General features: G+C 39.1%; 16 protein-coding genes and 1 other annotated feature. Of the genes, 6 read left to right on the top strand and 10 right to left on the bottom strand.

The window, feature by feature from the left end; translation table 11 throughout:
- The first annotated feature begins 65 nt into the window (after positions 1-65).
- Complete coding sequence (locus V7138_RS16540) at positions 66-1466, top strand: purine-cytosine permease family protein (protein WP_335399305.1); 1401 nt, start codon at positions 66-68, stop codon at positions 1464-1466.
- Positions 1467-1764: 298 nt separating this feature from the next.
- Entirely contained in the window at positions 1765-2922 is a 1158-nt protein-coding gene (locus V7138_RS16535; RefSeq protein WP_335399303.1) for a pyridoxal-phosphate-dependent aminotransferase family protein, read from the top strand.
- Positions 2923-2981: 59 nt separating this feature from the next.
- Here V7138_RS16535 and hprK read toward each other — a convergent pair whose 3' ends face one another.
- The 3 genes from hprK to V7138_RS16520 form a co-directional block, all read right to left on the bottom strand.
- The gene (gene hprK, locus V7138_RS16530; protein WP_335399301.1) at positions 2982-3905 is read right to left on the bottom strand and encodes an HPr(Ser) kinase/phosphatase; all 924 of its coding nucleotides are present in this window, start codon (positions 3903-3905) and stop codon (positions 2982-2984) included.
- Between the two features lie 206 nt (positions 3906-4111).
- Positions 4112-5113 (bottom strand): 3-dehydro-L-gulonate 2-dehydrogenase, encoded by a 1002-nt coding sequence (gene yiaK / locus V7138_RS16525; RefSeq protein ID WP_335399299.1) that lies wholly within the window; start codon positions 5111-5113, stop codon positions 4112-4114.
- A 25-nt stretch (positions 5114-5138) separates the two neighbouring features.
- Positions 5139-5981 (bottom strand): sulfurtransferase, encoded by an 843-nt coding sequence (locus V7138_RS16520; protein WP_335399298.1) that lies wholly within the window; start codon positions 5979-5981, stop codon positions 5139-5141.
- A gap of 120 nt (positions 5982-6101) precedes the next feature.
- Here V7138_RS16520 and V7138_RS16515 point away from each other — a divergent pair, with 120 nt between their 5' ends.
- A complete protein-coding gene (locus tag V7138_RS16515) occupies positions 6102-7712 on the top strand; it encodes an acetolactate synthase large subunit (RefSeq protein ID WP_335399296.1) in 1611 nt (536 codons plus the stop codon).
- Positions 7713-7783: 71 nt separating this feature from the next.
- Here the strand turns inward: V7138_RS16515 and V7138_RS16510 are convergent, their stop codons facing one another.
- The 5 genes from V7138_RS16510 to proB form a co-directional block, all read right to left on the bottom strand.
- Positions 7784-8980 carry a class I SAM-dependent rRNA methyltransferase gene (locus tag V7138_RS16510; protein ID WP_335399294.1) on the bottom strand — a complete coding sequence of 399 codons (1197 nt, stop codon included), beginning with the start codon at positions 8978-8980 and terminating at the stop codon, positions 7784-7786.
- Positions 8981-9091: 111 nt separating this feature from the next.
- Positions 9092-9679, bottom strand: a complete 588-nt coding sequence (locus V7138_RS16505; protein ID WP_335399292.1) for a hypothetical protein — start codon at positions 9677-9679, stop codon at positions 9092-9094.
- A 14-nt stretch (positions 9680-9693) separates the two neighbouring features.
- The gene (locus tag V7138_RS16500; RefSeq protein ID WP_335399290.1) at positions 9694-10878 is read right to left on the bottom strand and encodes a ParM/StbA family protein; all 1185 of its coding nucleotides are present in this window, start codon (positions 10876-10878) and stop codon (positions 9694-9696) included.
- A 355-nt stretch (positions 10879-11233) separates the two neighbouring features.
- Positions 11234-12478 carry a glutamate-5-semialdehyde dehydrogenase gene (locus V7138_RS16495; RefSeq protein ID WP_335399288.1) on the bottom strand — a complete coding sequence of 415 codons (1245 nt, stop codon included), beginning with the start codon at positions 12476-12478 and terminating at the stop codon, positions 11234-11236.
- On the bottom strand, positions 12471-13601 hold the full coding sequence (proB, locus tag V7138_RS16490) for a glutamate 5-kinase (protein WP_335399286.1): 1131 nt from the start codon (positions 13599-13601) through the stop codon (positions 12471-12473). Before proB ends, V7138_RS16495 begins: the two co-directional genes overlap by 8 nt.
- 113 nt (positions 13602-13714) lie before the next feature.
- Positions 13715-13936 (bottom strand) — a binding site (T-box leader).
- Between the two features lie 281 nt (positions 13937-14217).
- On the opposite strand from proB, the gene ahpC reads away from it, so the two are divergent.
- Both ahpC and ahpF read left to right on the top strand, forming a co-directional pair.
- Positions 14218-14787: an alkyl hydroperoxide reductase subunit C gene (ahpC, locus tag V7138_RS16485; RefSeq protein WP_335399284.1), complete on the top strand. Its 570-nt coding sequence runs from the start codon at positions 14218-14220 to the stop codon at positions 14785-14787.
- Between the two features lie 12 nt (positions 14788-14799).
- Positions 14800-16380 (top strand): alkyl hydroperoxide reductase subunit F, encoded by a 1581-nt coding sequence (gene ahpF, locus V7138_RS16480; protein WP_335399282.1) that lies wholly within the window; start codon positions 14800-14802, stop codon positions 16378-16380.
- 119 nt (positions 16381-16499) lie between these two features.
- Here ahpF and V7138_RS16475 read toward each other — a convergent pair whose 3' ends face one another.
- The gene (locus tag V7138_RS16475; protein WP_335399280.1) at positions 16500-16748 is read right to left on the bottom strand and encodes a DUF4190 domain-containing protein; all 249 of its coding nucleotides are present in this window, start codon (positions 16746-16748) and stop codon (positions 16500-16502) included.
- Positions 16749-16999: 251 nt separating this feature from the next.
- Complete coding sequence (locus V7138_RS16470) at positions 17000-18466, bottom strand: multicopper oxidase family protein (protein WP_335399278.1); 1467 nt, start codon at positions 18464-18466, stop codon at positions 17000-17002.
- 234 nt (positions 18467-18700) lie between these two features.
- On the opposite strand from V7138_RS16470, the gene V7138_RS16465 reads away from it, so the two are divergent.
- Positions 18701-19129 (top strand): VOC family protein, encoded by a 429-nt coding sequence (locus V7138_RS16465; protein ID WP_335399276.1) that lies wholly within the window; start codon positions 18701-18703, stop codon positions 19127-19129.
- The last annotated feature ends 23 nt before the right edge of the window (positions 19130-19152 follow it).

Genomic DNA, 19152 nt, shown 5'->3' with positions numbered 1-19152 from the left:
TTACTATTTATTTTGTACGAAACAAACTTGTGAAATCATTCACAAATAATAAGGGAGTTGATATGATGGGATCTGTTATCCAATCGGAGCAAAATCGCAACGACACATTAAGTGATGATTATTCCTTGGATAGAGTACCACTTAACAAGAGAAACATGAGTTGGTTAAGTATAACGAATATTACATTCGGAATTGCAACGGCTATTTTTTATTTTCAAATGGGCAGTGTGATGGCACTTCAATTTGGTGCTATTAACGCTATTATTTCCGCTATCTATGCGATTATCGTTGCCGGTATTCTTGGAACATTCATTGCGTACTTATCTGCAAAGTCGGGTATGAACGTAAATTTATTATCAAGGAGTGGCGGTTTCGGCTATATAGGCGCATCATTAACCTCTATTATTTATGCCACAAATTTCATCATGTATTGTGCACTTGAAGGTTTAATTCTAGTTTCCGCAGTCCACGAATTCTTACCCGTTATTCCTGAATGGGCTTTAATTCTATTCTTTGGTACCCTCGTCATTCCATTAAATTGGTTTGGAATCAAACAATTGGACAAATTACAAAAATGGTCATTACCACTGTTTGGCGTCTTTTTAATTGCCGCGATTATTGTCGCAGCTATGACACCGTCTTTATACGATGGAAGTTTCTGGACCTATCTGCCGGAAAATGTTCAAGTTGGAGGAACTGCACTTTTACTTTGTATTGGTATGCAGCACGGAATTATGGGATTAACTCCCCTGCTTGCGTCCGACTATGCACGTTTTCTTAAACCAAAAGACAGGAAAATTGGAATATTTGCAATTGGCTTTGTTCCGCAGATTTTCTGTTTTGGTGTAATGGGTGGCTTAGGTATTTGGTTCGGTGTTCGTCTTGGTGAACCAAATCCTGGTGTGTACATCGTTACGCTTCTAGGTATGTGGGGAGCATTATTCACAATGATTACCCAAGTTAGGATTAACGTTACAAATATTTATAGTGGTTCACTATCACTATCGAACTTTTTTGAAAACGTTTTTCATTTTAAACCAGGAAGACGTTTTTGGGTCGTTGTAACCGGAGTATCGGCCATCCTCTTAATGCTTGGTAATATTGTCAATCATCTTGGTACAGTCTTGACCTTCCAAGGAGTCTTCCTATTATCTTGGGCATCTATATTAGTGACAGATGCCGTATTCGTTAAAAAAATACTAAAGCTTAGCCCAGGTTACTATGAGGCTAAACAAGAGTACTTATATAAATGGAATCCAGTCGGCGTTGGCGCATTATTAATTTCAAGCACCCTTGGTACGGTTGCTGCGCTAGGATTTATGGGAACCTTTTTACAAAGTACAGCCGCGTTTTTTGCAAGTGTTCTTGCATCTATCCTAACGATCATTCTTGCGATTGTTACAAAAGGAAAATATTACGCGAAAAAAGAATCAACTCAAATTAATAAAGAAGAGTACGTCGCTTAACGTTAAGTGGTGGCCTATTAAAAGGTCACCACTTTTTTATTTTCATTATTGCCTCACCGAGAGACATCAGCGGTGTCCTCCCCAGAACACGCAGTGGTATCGTGGAACCTTCAAAAGAGCATTCATAAAAGAAAGAGATGGAGCAGCTCTCACTGGGAGGTATGGCTATACCTCGGCGGTGCCCATACCTTTTAACACTTTAAATAACACCAAATTTCACTGAAAAATAGATCAAATTAAGATATAATCAGAACTAGATATACCAATCTTATGAAAATTGCAAAAGGGAGGAATAACGATGTATTCTACTATTCTAAGACATCCTGGACCTACTCCGATTCCTAAAAAAGTGGAACAGGCAATGGCCCAAAACATGATTAGCCATCGGACTGAAGAATTCGTCAAGCTATATCAAGATGCCACACAACGAGTCAAAGGTGTTTTTGGGACTAAACAAGATCTTTTACTTCTGCCTTCAGGTGGAACAGCAGCATTAGAAGCAGCTGTCGTAAATACAGTTTCCCCTGGAGATGAGGTCGTTGTCATTACCGTAGGGGCCTTTGGCGATTATTTCGTTTCAATCTGCGAAAAATATGGCTTAACTGTACATAAACTGGCGAAACCTTGGGGTGAAGCTTGTACCGAGGAAGACCTGACCGAATTTTTGAAACCGCTCTCTACTATTAAGGCTGTTTTTGCTACGTACAATGAAACATCAACGGGAATTTTAAACCCCGTCAATAAACTGGCAGAAGTGGTACGTAATCATTCAGATGCTCTCTTTATTGTCGACGGCGTAAGCGGTATTGGAGGCGTACCTGCCGAAATGGATGATTGGGGTATTGATATTTTAGTAACAGGTTCACAGAAAGCGATGATGCTTCCTCCAGGACTTGCCCTACTAGCCGTAGGTGAGAGGGCCTGGAAAGTGATAGAGGCAAATCAAACAACTGCCTATTATTTAAACCTACTAAGCTATCGTGATTGGGCAGAAAAAGGAATGACACCTAATACACCAGCCATTTCGCTCATCATGGGCCTTTCAGCTGTGTGTGATTTAATTGAAGAGGAAGGTGGATTTTCGAAAACAGTTGAACGACATGAATTAATGAAAAACATGGTTCGAGAATCTATGAAAGCCCTCTCGATTGAATTATTAACAAGTGATGAGTATGCATCACCAACAATTACGGCAATCCGTGCCCCAGAAGGATTGGATCTCGCTGCCTATTTAGGATACTTAAAGAAGCAGTATCACCTTGACTTTGCTGGTGGTCTTGGCCATCTCCAAGGCAAGATTTTCAGATTTGGACATATGGGCTATTGCTTCCCTAGCGATATCCTTCAAGCCGTTTCCCTAATGGAAGCAGGTTTGCAGGACTTTGCCTATCCATTCGAGCCTGGTGCTGGAGTGAGTGCAGCACAAAATGTGTTCTTATCGTCATTAAGAAAGTAACAAAACAAGGTGTCAGACCCTCTACTAAATGGGTCTGGCACCTATCATTTCCGAACTAATTAGTCATTCATTTCAGCCTCAATTCTGCTCATGAATTCCTCTGCTGCGTTGTACCCTTGCTGCCTTAAATACCAGTTATTTGCCGCTGCCTCAATGAGACCCGCTACATCACGACCTGGCTGCAGTTGAATTTCAATTGATGGAATCTTAACCCCCATATATTCCATTGTGTTGATCTCTTGATCTAAATCATTATACAGACCGTCTTTTTCCCATTTTGTCAAATGAATATCAAGGGAGATACGTGTTTCATCTTGAAATGCTTTTCGTCCGTACATGCGAACCACGTTTAATAACCCGATACTGCGGAGGGCCAAAAACTCTTTTGTTTTTTCGTCATGTGTTCCGAGAATCGTTTGTGGGCTTAGCTTCTTCAAAACGACAATATCATCCGCTACGAGCCGGTGCCCTCTCCGAATTAACGTGTGGGCTGTCTCACTTTTCCCTACACCTGAATTCCCGCGAATAAGAATCCCAATCCCAGACACATTCATACAAACACCGTGTACGGCAATTTCTTCGGCTAATTCCTTTATCAAAAATGCATCCAGCCTTACGATAAAGTCAGAGGTAATCTCTATTTCTCTTGTTACCAGCAACGGAATTCCTTGTTCCACACAATGCCTTTTTAAATAGGTGAGCCCCTCTTCCCCACATGTAACGATAAAACAAGGTGGATGATATTGAACAACGTTTCCAATCCGGACTCTGCGTTCTTCTTTTGTAAGTTTATGTAAATAGGTCACTTCTTTTTTTCCTAAAATTTGAACCCGTTCTGTCGGAAAAAAGTCGAAATGGCCAACGAACTCTAGGCCTGGGCGATGCACCCGCGATTGCGTAATCGTATTTTGAAGTTTGCTTTCACCGGCCAATACCTTCAACGAAAACTTGCGTACCAAGTCCTCTACTGTAATCTTTTTCACCCTTCCATTCACCCGCCCAATATTATTTATTATTTGATTATACTTTAAATACGGTGGAAGCGTCATCATATTAGAGGGTTTTGTTTGATATTTTTAGAGAGAATGATTTTTTTGTCCGATATATGGTGGCGCCGGTCCGATATCTGCATGATTTCGTCCGATAAGCTCAAAAAAAGAGGCTCCAATAAGGAAAGCCCCTAAACCTCTTATAACTTTTTTACAGTTTCCCAGATATCTTTGTTAACTGGAATTCCCTCTTTTAGATTTTCCTTGCGCTCTCTAGCTGTTCTCTCACCTGGGTAAAGAATATCTGTTACGCCGTCCATTTTGGCAGAGGTCTTTATATACTCAGACATATTCTTGATATATTCATCGGCATAATTTTCTCCCGCATAAGCAGTTGGATTTATAGCAATAAATACTTGTGATATCCCTTCATCCCTCGAATCCATTCTCATATCAAACGTAGATCTTCCCATTGATAACGCTGAGACCACCATATCTATGGCGATTGAGAGTCCTGAACCTTTCCAAAAACCAGCAGGTAGAATCTCACCGCCATTTAAAATAGCGTTCGGATCCTTCGTAAGATTACGCTTTTCATCATATCCTCCATCAAATGGGAGTTTCTCTCCCGCTAGCGAATAGGTTTGTAGCTTCCCAAATGAGAAAAGAGACTGTGCCATGTCTAATAAAACATGTTCTCCGTTTTTCTGTGGAATGGATATGATCAAGGGGTTATTCCCGATTCGCTTCTCTGCTCCACCCCATGGTGGCATATTTGGAAATGTGTTGGTCATACAAATTCCAATACAGCCCGCATCAGCTGCCTTCAATCCATATGTGCCCCCACGAAGCCAGTGATTCGTGTTATTTAAGGCAACACAGCCAATGCCATATTCCCCCGCTAGTTCCACCGCTCTTTCCATCGCAATTGTTGCATTTAGTGGACCAAAGCCCAACTGTCCATCCCATTGCTCAAGTGCGCCGATGCCATTACGTTTTTCTGGACGCATATTAGGTTTTATTGCACCCTCGTCTATCGCTGTTACAATTGAGGGAAATCTGTTCAAGCCATGGGAATAAACGCCATCTCGGCTATTATCGGCAATGATTGATGCTGCCGTCTCTGCCAATTCCTCCTCAAAACCTCTTTTTAAAAGTACTCTTTTAAATTCATTTTTTAGTTCATCATATGGTACACGCATGTCCACAACTCCCCTTGCGAAAATATTAAGCTTCTTTCCCCTTTGCTACTGGGTTTTCTTCATAAGAAACCCAATCACTATAGCTTCCTGCATATAGTCGTACATTTTTAAACCCTGCCATTTTTAAAGCTATAAAGTTCGGGGTCGCCGTTACACCTGAGCCACAATAGACGATAATTTCATCTTCCTTGTTTAGGTCTGCAAATCTCTGTTTCTGGTCTTCACTATTTTTAAAGCTACCTTGAATCATTCCTTCTACCCAACACTTATTAATTGCCCCGGGAATATGCCCTGCAATCCGGTCGATTGGCTCAACTTTCCCTAAATAGCGGCTTTCATCTCTTGAATCTATTAAGATGGGTGACTTTTTCCTCTGGTTAACTATTTCTTTTACTTCCTCGTAGGAAGCTAGCATTTCTTCATGAATGTTCACTTTAAATGAAGTCGCTTCTACTTTAGGAGCTTCCTTTGACGTTGGGTATCCCGCTCCAATCCAACCGTTAAAACCCTCGTTTAAGACATATACCTTGTCATGACCAAGATACGTTAGCAGCCACCAAAAGCGAGACGCAAACTGACCCTCTCCACCATCATAGGCAATTACTGTTTTTGAATTGTCTATTCCCGCTCTTTCAACTTCTTGCCTAAACTGCTCCACACCGGGAAGCGGATGCCTTCCCCCATGCTTTGATACTGACCCGGACAACTGCTGTTCTAAATCAAAATAAAAAGCACCTGGAATATGGCTGTCCTGATAAAGCTGTTGCCCTTTGGTTGGATTTCCCAATTCAAATCGGCAATCTACTATTTTTACATCCTTATTTTGCAGATGTTCGAAAAGCCATACCTTATTCACAACAAAATCCACTCAAACCGCCTCCAAAATTTATTTACTATTTCCATTTTACAATGTATCTTGCTAATCATTCAAAGAAAGGATGATAAAAACGTTTTTTAATTCTATCTCAGGGAAAAATAGGGGGAAATAGTGATAGAAAGGAAGATTCCAATGAAGGCATCAGACGTACTAGTTCATTGTTTAGAAAACGAAGGTGTTGAGTATGTATTTGGCATTATGGGAAAAGAAACTCTGGATCTCATGGATTCATTATCAAAATCGAAACAAATTACGTATATCAACGTGCGTCATGAACAAGGAGCCGCTTTTATGGCTGACGTATACGGCAGATTAGCCAAGAAGGTTGGCGTATGCCTAGCGACCTTAGGTCCGGGTGCTACAAATCTTTTAACGGGGATATCAAGTGCAACACTTGACCATTCTCCGGTTGTCGCAATTACAGGACAAGCAGGCTTTGAAAGTCAACACAAAGAGGCCCATCAGTACCTAGATATCGTTAAAATGTTTGAACCTGCTACAAAATGGAGCGTTCAAATTAAAGACTCAAAAACCATACCTACAATAATCCGGAAAGGTTTTAGAGTAGCACAAATGGAAAAACCAGGTGCTGTCCTAATTGAGTTACCAGAGAATCTAGCACCTGAAATGACCACCTCCCAGCCAATACCGGTAACACCTATCCCGATAAGCAAACCCAATACAAATGCAATTGATGCTGCACGAATGTTAATCGAACAGAGCCAAAAGCCAGTTGTCATCGTGGGAAACGGAGCAATACGGCAAGACGCTGTACAAGAGCTTCGAAAATTCGTCGAACAACTTCAATCACCTGTGGTCCATAGTTTTATGGCAAAGGGGATATTAACAAAGGAGCACCCACTCAATTATTTTACATTTGGGTTTATAAAAAAGGATGCAGCTCTCCCTTTAATAGATGAATCGGATTTATTAATTGTCATTGGATTTGATGTAATTGAGAAACCGCCTAAGGATTGGAATAAAAAGAAATGTCCAATTTTACATCTCGATCCGCTCCCAGCCGAAGTAGATGAATACTATCCCGTTAAAGGGGAATTAATTGGCGATTTAAATGAAACATTGCGGGCACTTACCCAACAGAAACTCCCAATCAAACAATGGGTTCCGACTGGAAATCTGAAAGAACAAATTGAAACAGCATATCAAATCAATAAGATAATTAAAGGAAAACAAGCACTTTCGATAGAAAACGTTCTTACCGTAATCGAATCTCATTCAACCGATGAAACCATTGTGGTCTCTGATGTTGGGGCCCACAAACTAGCCATCGCAAGCACGTATCAACCAAAACAAGCAGGAAGACTGATTATCTCGAATGGATTGGCCTCAATGGGGATTGCCCTGCCTGGTGCCATTGGTGCCAAATTAGCACGCCCTGATGCTCCAGTTATTTGTATTACTGGTGATGGAGGAGCGTTAATGAATATTTCTGAATTAGAGACTGCTAAGCGATTAGGACTATCCATTATTGTCATTGTGTTAAATAATTTGTCGTTAAAATTAGAGGAACAAATGATGGAAGAAAAGTTCTTTAATAGCTATGGAGCAAGCTTTGGAAACCCTGATTTTTTGAAGCTTGCTGAAAGTTTTGGGGTAAAAGGAGTTAGACCTTCCGAACTGATTGAGTTTGAGAAAGTCTTCATAGAAGCATTAAACAGTGCTAATGAACTCACATTGATTGAGATTCAAATACCAAGTTGAAAAAATAAAGGGGATGATTAATATGCTCCAACGCAAAATAACCATCCCCTTCATAAATCCAGTGACTCTCTCTAGTCATTCAGTTTTTTTATAAACACAACCTTGAGGTAGTTTCCTTCCTTAAACTGCTTGATCGTTTGGAAATCCTGAGGTAATGAAAATTCTTCTTCGATTCTATATATGCTATTACTTTCCTTGAATGCCCGATCAATAAACCCTTTGAACTTTTTCATATCAAATGATGCGCTATTTGTTGAAGCGACAATGACTCCACTATTCTCCGTAATCGCAATTGCTTCCTTCAGAAGGTTCTTATAGTCTTTTTCAGCACTAAAGGTGAATTTCTTTGACCTCGCAAAACTTGGTGGGTCAAGGATAACCATATCAAATTTCAGATTCTTTTTACCCGCATATTTAAAGTAATGGAATACATCTTCCACGATAATATCATGGGCTTCATAATCAATTCCATTTACACTAAACTGCTCAATCGTCTTCGGTAAACTACGATTGGCCAAGTCAACACTTGTAGTCTTTTCCGCTCCACCCAATGCTGCAAAAACAGAAAATGCTCCAGTATATGAAAAGGTATTTAATACGGTCTTCCCTTTTGCATACTTATCACGAATGGTTCTTCTTACATCCCGCTGATCTAGAAAAACTCCAACCATCGCTTCCTCGTTAAAATAAATGGCAAAATTGACTCCGTTCTCTTTCACAATAATCGGAAACTGCCCTCGTTTCCCGTCTACAAATCCATCTTCTTCAATAAATTTTCCATCAGCACGGAACCTCTTTTTCTGGTATATCGCTTTATATTCAACTAAATTTTTAAGTGAGGCAAGCACATGCTCATAATAGGCATAAATTCCTTTACTATACCAATTAATTAAGTAATATCCAGCAAAATAATCAATGGTGAAGCCTCCGATTCCATCTCCTTCTCCATTAAATACACGAAAAGCTGTTGTTTCCTCATCTTTATAAAAGGACCTTCTTTTATCAAAAGCTGCCTTCATCTTTCTTTCAAAAAAGGTTTGGTCAATCCTTTCATCCTTGTTCCTGGTAAGCACCCAACCGTATCCTTTGTTTTGCTTACCGTAATAACCCTTAGCTATAAATGAATGCGTTTCGTCAACAAGGTTAAGCAGTGCGCCTTCTTCTACAGGATTTATGTTGTTCATTATTTCTTTTGTAATAAGAGGGTATCCTTCTCTATACTTATTAACAAGATTTGATTTTACCCTTATTGTCATTTCCGTTCCCATTATCTTCATCCTTATCTCTTGTCTACTTTTTACCTATGATACATTTCTCTACACCAATTTAAAAGGGGCAGTCCACGCTTGCTTAAAGCAACGTAGAACTGCCCCTTATGTTTACTTATTCATTGCGGAAAGGAAATCCCCTAATAAGCCATCTAAATCAGCTTCATCCTGATCATTTTCCTTTTCTTTCGGTTCATCTTGTTTTGCAGTTTCCCAGTTAAAATTATTCAAATCATCTTCAAAGGTATCTGCAGCATTCGTTGAGGTGGTTACTTCTTCCTCATTTGAAGCTGCTATTTGCGGCTCAACAGCGGAAACCTCTTCCTGAAGGTACAAAGCTTCGTCCAAATCCAAGGAATTGCTATTTAATGAAGCAAGCAGCGCAGTTGCACGAACTGGGTCTGTTAATAACTGATAAATTATACTGCCTAGCAGGGCCTCAGAGTGTTCATGCTTCAGCCAATTCCGCTGGGATTTACTTAATGTATGAGGGAGTGGCACGGTTATGACCTCTCGTTCTCTTGAGAAGGACTGGCCGACGCCCTGCATAACAAACTCGGCAATTTTACTCGAAAAGTTCCTTCGCTCTGTTTCCTTCAGCTTTTGCAGGTGCTTTAATACATGATCAGGTGTATCGGATGGAACACGAAATGAGATTGCTTGGCCTCTTTTCACCTCAGTCGAGGTCGTCTTTTTCATAGGATCACCCTATTCTATTTCTTTACTGGCTCTTTTACCGGCTCTTGTGGTACTTTTTGCTTCTCATTCTTCCTCACATAATCAGTTATAAGCTTATAATAAGCATTGGCCATCATCCAAATACTTTCTTTTTCATCTTCAAAGAATTCAATATTATAGCCATCAAGATTATTATTCAGTGTTTTAATATATTCCTTTAACACGATTGACCCGCCGCCAACGAAATAGCAGATTTCGGTTTGGGAGTTTTTTAACCAAACATTGCGGAGTAACCGATATTGTTTTTTGGCTAAATCAAGCAGGATGCGGTCTGTTATTTCATGGACGCTTGTCCGACTTCCTTTTACCATAATATGATTTCGGTTGTTTTTTCTTGTAATAATTTCGACTACATCTCGACGACTATCTAATTCGATTCCGTGCTTAGAGCGGATTTCCTCTCGAATCGCTTCCAAAGATTCAGACACTCCAAGATTAAAGCCCTGTGCCTTATCATCATCGACAGTTCGGTTACGAATGACCGCAATATCTGTTGAGAGACCCCCAATATCTTGAATTAAAATTCGTTTATCAATCAAATCCTTATTAATTACCTTCAAATTGTTATCCATTACAAGATTAATATAAGCGGCAAAGCCTTCCGGGTAGATTTTGACTTCATTAAATTTAATATTAACCTTTAGCCCTTGATATCTCGGTGTTACAAGAAATTCTACCTGATGAACGGATCCTGTTAATTTTGAACGATATCCCGCATCCTTGCCTTCCTTTACTTCACGAAGAGGCAAGCCTGTTCCAAGGTTGTAATTTGCATCAATTACATTTTTCGAGCGAGGGAAGGCAGATGTGTTTTCCTCTCTTACAGCATCCAATGCCAATGTAGTAAAAAGCATAATCAGGGTTTGATCTTCTTCTGATTTGCTGCTTCCTGGATCCAATTCTGATGCACTACTGCTCTTAGTCGCCAAATGGCCGACGCGATAAATCGCATTATTTTCTTTTAGAGCAGGGGAGTGAATCTTAATATGTATTCCTTCCAGTGGGTCCTTGCTATTTAATTCTTCTATTCCTATTACCGGACGGTCCTCAGTATCTCTTGCAATAATATTAGGTATATTTAATTCGTAATCTAGCTCTCCAAAGATTGCTTTAACAGAGTCATTACCAACATCAACCGCTGCAATTCTAGACATAGACATTTTTAACATCACCCTTTTTAGTAGATTTTTTCTTGCTATGTATGTGTGTTGACTTACTTAAAGGTTATAAGAGAATACTAGATTCCACAATGACTCTGGGCGAAAAGAAATATAAATGTAAACCTGTAAACACCTTGTAAACATGTCGACTTTTGTAAACATTTTTGTAAACTTTTGAATACAAAATTGTACACATGTTGTTACCTCGGGATGTATACAGATTTGTAAACATGTAAACGGGATTGTACACATCTTGTTTACACTTTTGTATACACGTAAACATATTTGTAAACCACAAAAATAAAAAAGGATGCTCCCAAATTTCTTGGAAACATCCTCGTGTATTTACCCTATTTTACCTTATTTGCCCATTTCCACGAATTGTATATTTGGTAGATGTAAGGGCAGGTAAACCCATTGGTCCACGCGCATGTAGTTTTTGAGTGCTAATCCCGATTTCAGCACCAAATCCAAATTCAAATCCATCCGTGAATCGGGTCGATGCATTATGATAGACGGCTGCTGCATCTATTTCTGTAAAGAATTGCTCGACATTTGCAACAGATTCAGTAATAATCGCTTCTGAATGCTTTGTTCCATATTGGTTAATATGGGCAATGGCCTCTCCTACATTCTCAACTACTTTTACGGCAACCTCTAGCCCTAAAAATTCCGTACCCCAGTCTTCCGTTTCTGCAGGAATGATGTCTTTTCCTTCATGTTGAACAGCCTCATCACCGTGAATTTGTACATCATGTTCTTGTAAAGCCGTTATTAATTCCTGTAAATGGTTGGACGCCCAATCCTTTTGGACGAGAATATTTTCAATCGCATTACATACAGATGGTCGCTGTGTTTTTGCATTAATCGCAATCTCAATTGCCATCTTTGGATCAGCTGTTTCATCAATAAACACATGACAATTTCCTGCACCTGTTTCCAATACTGGAACGGTTGAGTTTTGAACAACAGTTTGAATCAATTTTGCTCCACCACGCGGAATTAATACATCAAGATACTCATTTAGTTTGAACATTTCTGATGCAGTCTCTCGGCTAGTATCTTCTAATAATTGTACTGCCTCAATTGGCAGATGACTTAATTCAAGCGCACGCTGTATTACCTGTACAATCGCTTTATTCGAATGAATCGCAGTTGAACTACCTCGTAGCACTACAGCATTTCCTGTTTTCAAGCAGAGGCTTGATGCATCCACTGTTACATTTGGTCGTGCCTCATAAATCATTCCGATAACCCCAAGCGGAACTCGAACTTGGGCAATTTTAAGGCCATTTGGTCGCTCCCATTCTTCTAATAATTGCCCGATTGGATCTTCTAGCTTTGTTAATAGAATCAGGGCATCTGCCATATCTTGAATCCGCTGTTCGTTTAGCTTTAAGCGATCAAGTAACGACTCACTCATCCCATTTTCTCTTCCAGCTTGTAAATCTTTTTGATTTTCTTCTAAGATATACGCTTGTTCCTTTAGCAGTTGCTCGGAAATAACAGAAAGTGCCTTGTTTTTTTGTTCTGTTGTTGCTTTTGCTAGAATCGAAGCTGCTTTTTTTGCTTTCTTTGCTTTTTCAATTAGCTCACTCATACTTTACTCTCCTCCCTTTTTGACTAACCCAATTGTCTCTATGAATGACAACACCTTGACCGCTGTTTACCTTCACCATTGCTTTTGTACTCGATAATCCTTTGATTTCTATTAATTGATCGGAAGAAAAATTGACTTTTCCTTTTCCGATAATATCTCCCCCTACATTCACGACCTCAACAACGTCATTGATTCTAAAATTACCAATAATATTTGTCACTCCTGCTGGGAGAAGACTTTTACCATGTCTTAGAATAGCCGTTGCCGCACCTTGATCAACTTCAATTTTCCCACTTGGAATCGAATGTAAGGCAAGCCACTGCTTTGATGTTTTCATACTAGTTAGTGAGGAGTTCCCAATATACGTTCCATCCCCTTTACCCGCAAGAATATCAACAAATTTTTCCTCACCAGAACCAGAGCCAATAAACACTTTAACACCGAGTCCTAACGCTGTACGAGCTGCCTCTATTTTTGATTTCATTCCTCCTGTACCTACATTTGATCCCGCTCCAGTGGCACCACTTAACAGTTCATCATGAATTTCCTCAAGGAAATTATACCTTTTTGCATCTGGATGTGTTCTTGGGTTTTGATCATAAATGCCATTGACGTCTGTAATAATCATTAAAAAATTAGCATGCACAAGGCCACTTACGAGTGCCGATAACATATCATTATCTCCGAAGTTTAACTCTTCTAGTGAGACTGAATCATTTTCATTGATAATAGGTACTACGTTTCGTTTTAACAGTTCGGATAAAGTTGCATACGCATTATTATATTGATCTTTGTATAAGAAATTGTGCCTGGTTAATAGCAATTGTGCAGCAACAATCCCATGTTTCTTAAATTCCTCCGTATACCCTCTTAAAAGTAATCCTTGACCTACAGCTGCAGCAGCTTGTTTACCTGCAACCGTCTTTGGGCGGGTAGAATATCCAAGGTCCATAAAGCCAGCTGCAACCGCACCAGATGATATGAGAATGACATCATGCCCGAGTTTCTTCAATCGGGCAATCGCATCAACATGCTCCCGCAACTTCTCAATACTAAGACCACCATTTTGATTGGTTAATGAACTACTCCCTATTTTGACAACAATTCGTTTCTTCTTCTTCATTTCATTCACCACCAAATTGTAATAGTACGAAGAGTACTCCGCCTATCGGATAAACGCTTATTCCGACTGGCTTCTCCAAGCTCGATAATAAAAAAAAGCCCTTCCGTCCCTATAAAAAGGACGAAAAGACCGTATCTTTCGTGGTACCACCTTTATTGGCACTAGTATCTCTAGTACCCACTCGAAAACCTTTAACGCAGGCCGACGGTTAGGTTTTGCCTAACAGCTCAAGGGACAGGTTCAATAGCATTGCAGGCGCGTAAAATCTTTCAGCCCATGAATTTTACTCTCTTTTACCTGAGGACTATTTACTAGTTCCCTATCATTACTTCTTATATTTAACTATTCTGATTTTGAATTTATGATTAGGAATATTATGAATCATATTCGTTGCAATGTCAATGACGCTAAATGATAAAATAGATAAAGATTGGGAATAGAATTATTTTGGCTAAAATGTGTAAAATACTATTTAGTGATAATAATTAGAGCTTTATCGTTGACATAAATAATAATGTCTATATAATAATTAGTATAAACAAGTAATAATTATAGATTTTTAGTCAATACTACTAATAATCTATTTTTAAATATTATCACATTGGAGGAATTTAGTATGTCACTTATTGGAAAACAAGTAGAAGAGTTCAAAGCACAAGCTTATAATGCCGGTACTGGCGATTTTATCGAGGTTTCTCAAGAAAACCTAAAAGGTCAATGGAGTGTTGTTTGCTTTTACCCAGCAGATTTTACATTCGTTTGCCCAACTGAACTTGAGGATCTGCAAAACCAATATGCAACATTAAAGGATTTAGGTGTTGAAGTATATTCTGTATCAACAGATACACATTTCACACATAAAGCATGGCACGATTCATCAGAAGCAATTGGTAAAATTACCTATACAATGATTGGTGACCCTGCACACGTTCTTTCTCGCCAATTTGATGTTTTACGTGAAGAAGAAGGTGTTGCTGACCGCGGTACTTTCATCATTGATCCAGACGGAGTTATCCAAGCGGTTGAAATTAATGCAGATGGCATTGGCCGTGACGCTAGCCAATTAATTGATAAAATTAAAGCTGCACAATATGTTCGTAACAATCCTGGTGAAGTTTGCCCAGCTAAATGGCAAGAAGGCGGAGAAACTCTTAAGCCAAGCCTAGACCTAGTAGGTAAAATTTAAGGGGTGCTATAAATGATACTAGATGCTGATATTAAGCAACAGTTAAGCCAATATCTACAGCTTTTAGAAAATGATGTGCTGCTTAAAGTCAGCGCAGGTTCTGATGATGTATCAAAAGACATGCTGTCTCTTGTTGAAGAGTTGACAGCTATGTCACCTAAAATTAAAGTTGAACATACCCAATTAGAAAGAACACCTAGCTTTAGTGTAAACCGTGTCGGTGAAGATAGTGGAGTAACATTTGCTGGTATCCCACTTGGACATGAGTTTACTTCATTCGTGTTGGCTCTTTTACAAGTGAGCGGAAGAGCTCCAAAGGCTGACCAAAAGCTAATTGATCAAATTAAAGATATTAAAGAAGAATACAACTTTGAATCATATATTAGCCTAAGTTGCCAAAACTGTCCTGATGTTGTACAAGCGCTCAACTTAATGAGCGTACTTAACCCTAACATCACACATACGATGATTGACGGGGCTGCTTTCAAAGAAGAAGTTGAAAGTAAAGATATCATGGCAGTACCAACAGTATATCTAAATGGAGAACCATTCAGCAGTGGTCGTATGTCATTAGAAGAAATCCTTGGGAAACTCGGAAGTGCTCCTGATGCATCAGAGTTTGCTGATAAGGATCCATATGATGTTCTTGTTGTTGGTGGCGGACCTGCTGGTGCAAGTGCAGCAGTTTATGCAGCTCGTAAAGGCATTCGTACAGGTCTTGTTGCGGACCGCTTTGGTGGTCAAATTTTAGATACACTTGGCATTGAGAACTTTATCAGTGTGAAGCGTACTGAAGGACCTAAGCTTGCAGCAAGCCTTGAAGAACATGTAAAAGAATACGACGTTGATGTGATGAATCTTCAGCGTGCAAAACGTATTGAAAAGAAAGACTTTGTTGAAATTGAGCTTGAAAACGGCGCTGTTCTAAAGAGTAAAACCGTTATTCTTTCAACTGGTGCCCGCTGGCGTAATGTAAACGTTCCTGGTGAAGCAGAGTTCAAAAACAAAGGTGTCGCATATTGTCCGCATTGTGATGGACCACTGTTTGCCGGTAAAGATGTAGCCGTTATTGGTGGCGGTAACTCTGGTGTTGAAGCTGCAATTGACCTTGCAGGTATTGTAAAGCATGTAACAGTTCTTGAGTTTAATTCAGAGCTGAAAGCTGACACTGTATTGCAAGACCGTCTATTCAGTCTTCCAAATGTAACAGTTATTACAAATGCTCAAACAACAGAAATTACAGGAACTGACAAGGTAAACGGTATTTCTTATGTTGACCGTGAGACTAAAAAAGAACATCATATTGAATTACAAGGTGTGTTTGTTCAAATTGGTCTTGTTCCAAATACTGATTGGCTTGGTGACACAATCGAACGTAATCGTATGGGTGAGATTGTAGTTGATAACCATGGTGCAACAAATGTCCCTGGAGTGTTTGCTGCAGGAGACTGTACGAATAGTCCATATAAGCAAATTATTATTTCTATGGGATCTGGTGCAACTGCATCCTTAAGTGCATTTGACTACATTATCCGAAACAATTGGGATACAAAAACGGATGAAACGGATCCAAAAACATTAGTTCATCAATAAGTTTGTTGACATATAAGAAAGCCACTCTATTACCAGTTGGTAACAAAGTGGCTTTCTTTTTTTGATATAACTATAAAGTTATGTATATTTTTATTGAAGTATAGTTTTGTAGATAATCATTATAGACCACTATTTTCAGCAATTGCCCCTATCATAATCAATACCCAAAACCCCAATTTGAAGATAACTAATGAGATGATACCTAGAATTAATCCAGCTAAAGCCATACCTTTTTTCTCTTCATTATTTCTTTCTATAACCCCAAAAATAATAGCTAAAACCGGCATTACATAGCCTAAAAAAGGAATCCATGCAAAAAATAACCCAATAATACCTAAAACTAAGGCTGCTACCGCCAAGATTCCCACCTCCCTTTCTATACTGACTTCATTTATTATCTACATCAAGTAAAAGACCTACCAAGTTCATATAGTAGTACATATGAACTACCATATCAAAAGTATACAATATTATCCTGACACATGTTATTTTATTTCCATTAATTAGTTACAATTCTCGCCTTTATCTAAAATGGCGTTATTTACAAAAGCTAATGGGAAAAAGGTAAGAACATATAAAAAAATGTTCTTACCTTTTTTGTATTACTTATATATCCCTTTTATTCATGATGTTCATTTTCATTTTTGGGCAATGTCATAGGTACTTGCGCTTCAGTACCTGGTTCAACCAATAAGAATTGGCCCATCATACCGTCGTCTTCATGGCGCAACAAATGGCAGTGATACATGTAAGGTACATTAGGATCTGGATAGTTCCCAAACTCTACAACAATTCGAACCTTTGATCCATTTGGGACAAACACAGTGTCCTTTCGACCTCTTTCATACTCGGAAGGTTCTTTATCATTAATGTCTAAAATACGGAAAGCTGCATTATGAATATGGAAATTATGAGACCAACCAAAATTATTGATTTCCCATATTTCCGTCGTACCAGCTGGAACAACCTCATCAATACGATTCATATCCATTATTTTGTCATTAATCTTGTTCTCCATCGTTAATTTGAATTGACGAACTGGGGCATCCTCTGGAACTTCGATTGGTGGAACGGTTGAAAGCTGTCCTTCTATTGGCGGAACTTGGGTTAATTCATTAGCCGCAATAATCTTCAACAAATCAAACTCCCCACTATCAATACCGTTATTCCCACTATAACTACGGAGTATGGTTTCATCCCCTGGCTCGAATTCCACTACTATTTCTGCGCGTTCCCCTGGGCTTAACATGAAGCGATCCAATGTAACCGGCTCTTGAAGGAGCCCAACATCATTTGCAACAATCTTAAAAGAACGTCCATCAGTAAAGCCAAAATGATAAGCTCTAGCATTAGAGCCATTCAGCAAACGAAAGCGAATCTGATTAGATGTCACTTCAAGATAAGGGTTATAAGTTCCATTCACAAGTATTTCATCCCCAAGTGTGCCAAAGACCCCTTCGTTATCTTCCTTCATTTGGCCGTCACTTGTAAATAATTTATCTTGGATAATGAGTGGAATATCATCAACCCCATAATTAGAAGGAAGTTTTTTAGAGTCTTCATCATCAATAATGAACATGCCTGCAAGTCCACGATATACATGCTGTCCTGTTTTCCCATGTAAGTGAGGGTGATACCAGGTAGTTGCAGACGGTTGGTCGATTGTCCAATGTGGTGTCCACGTTTCCCCTGCCTCAATCATCTGGTGAGGACCTCCATCCATCACAGCTGGCAATCTCATCCCGTGCCAGTGTAAAGTGGATGTTTCCCCCAAATTATTAACAACATTAAAGGATACTTTGTCACCGCGCGAAGCCCTTATAGTTGGCCCTAAATAGGACCCATTAATTCCAAAGGTGTCTGCCATTTTCCCTGGCAACAATTCAGTTGTTCCTGTTTGCATGGTTAATGTAAAGTTTTTTGTACCATCAGGTTCTATTGTAGGTTCGACGAGTTCTGGAATTTTTAAGGCTTGCGTAAAATCTAGCTCGCCTACATTTGTTAGGATATCATCCTTGCCACAGCCTACTAAACTCACCAAAAATAACATCATTAGTACTGAAAAAAATCTATTATATAATCTCATTTTTTTCGCTTACTTCCTCTCTAACCCATTTGGTAAATAAACAATCTTTACCCTGCTTCTATTTTACTACGTTTTTTCTTTGTCCATTTTTAATCACCTTTTTGTCATAAAATCGCCATAAATTTAGTAAATAACCCCAACATCGTTTTGAGAAAGTCTTTTTTAGAATGTCTATGATCGAATAAATCGGATAAAATGAAAGTTGTATACAAACCAATTATGAGGAGTGTTGAGATGTCTGTAGATGTTTATCTTGTTTTTAATGGCAATTGCCGAGAGGCTGTTGAATTTTATGCAAAAGTGTTTAATATTGAAACACCTCAAATTATGACTTTTGCTCAAGCACCACAAAGCCCAGAATACGAGCTTCCAGAGGAAGCAAAAGATTTAGTGTTGCACGCACGTCTTAATATTGATGGAAGTAATGTCATGTTTTCAGATACATTCCCTGGTCAGCCATTTGTGGTAGGCAACAACATTACTCTTGCATTAATTAGCGAAAATATGGATGATTTAAAATCCTGGTATGAACAATTAAAAGATGGCGGAAATGTCGAAATGGAACTACAAGAAACTTTCTGGAGCAAGCTTTACGGTCAAGTAACAGATAAATTCGGAGTCCATTGGCAACTTAACTATGGGAGTGGCGAAATGTCCATGTAGAAAATGGATACAGTTTCTTTTCT

It is taken from the genome of Bacillus sp. JJ1533 (assembly GCF_036965045.1).
Taxonomy (GTDB): domain Bacteria; phylum Bacillota; class Bacilli; order Bacillales; family Bacillaceae_L; genus Ferdinandcohnia.
The sequence above is the reverse complement of the archived record's forward strand: the minus strand, read 5'-3'. Positions and strand labels throughout refer to the sequence as shown.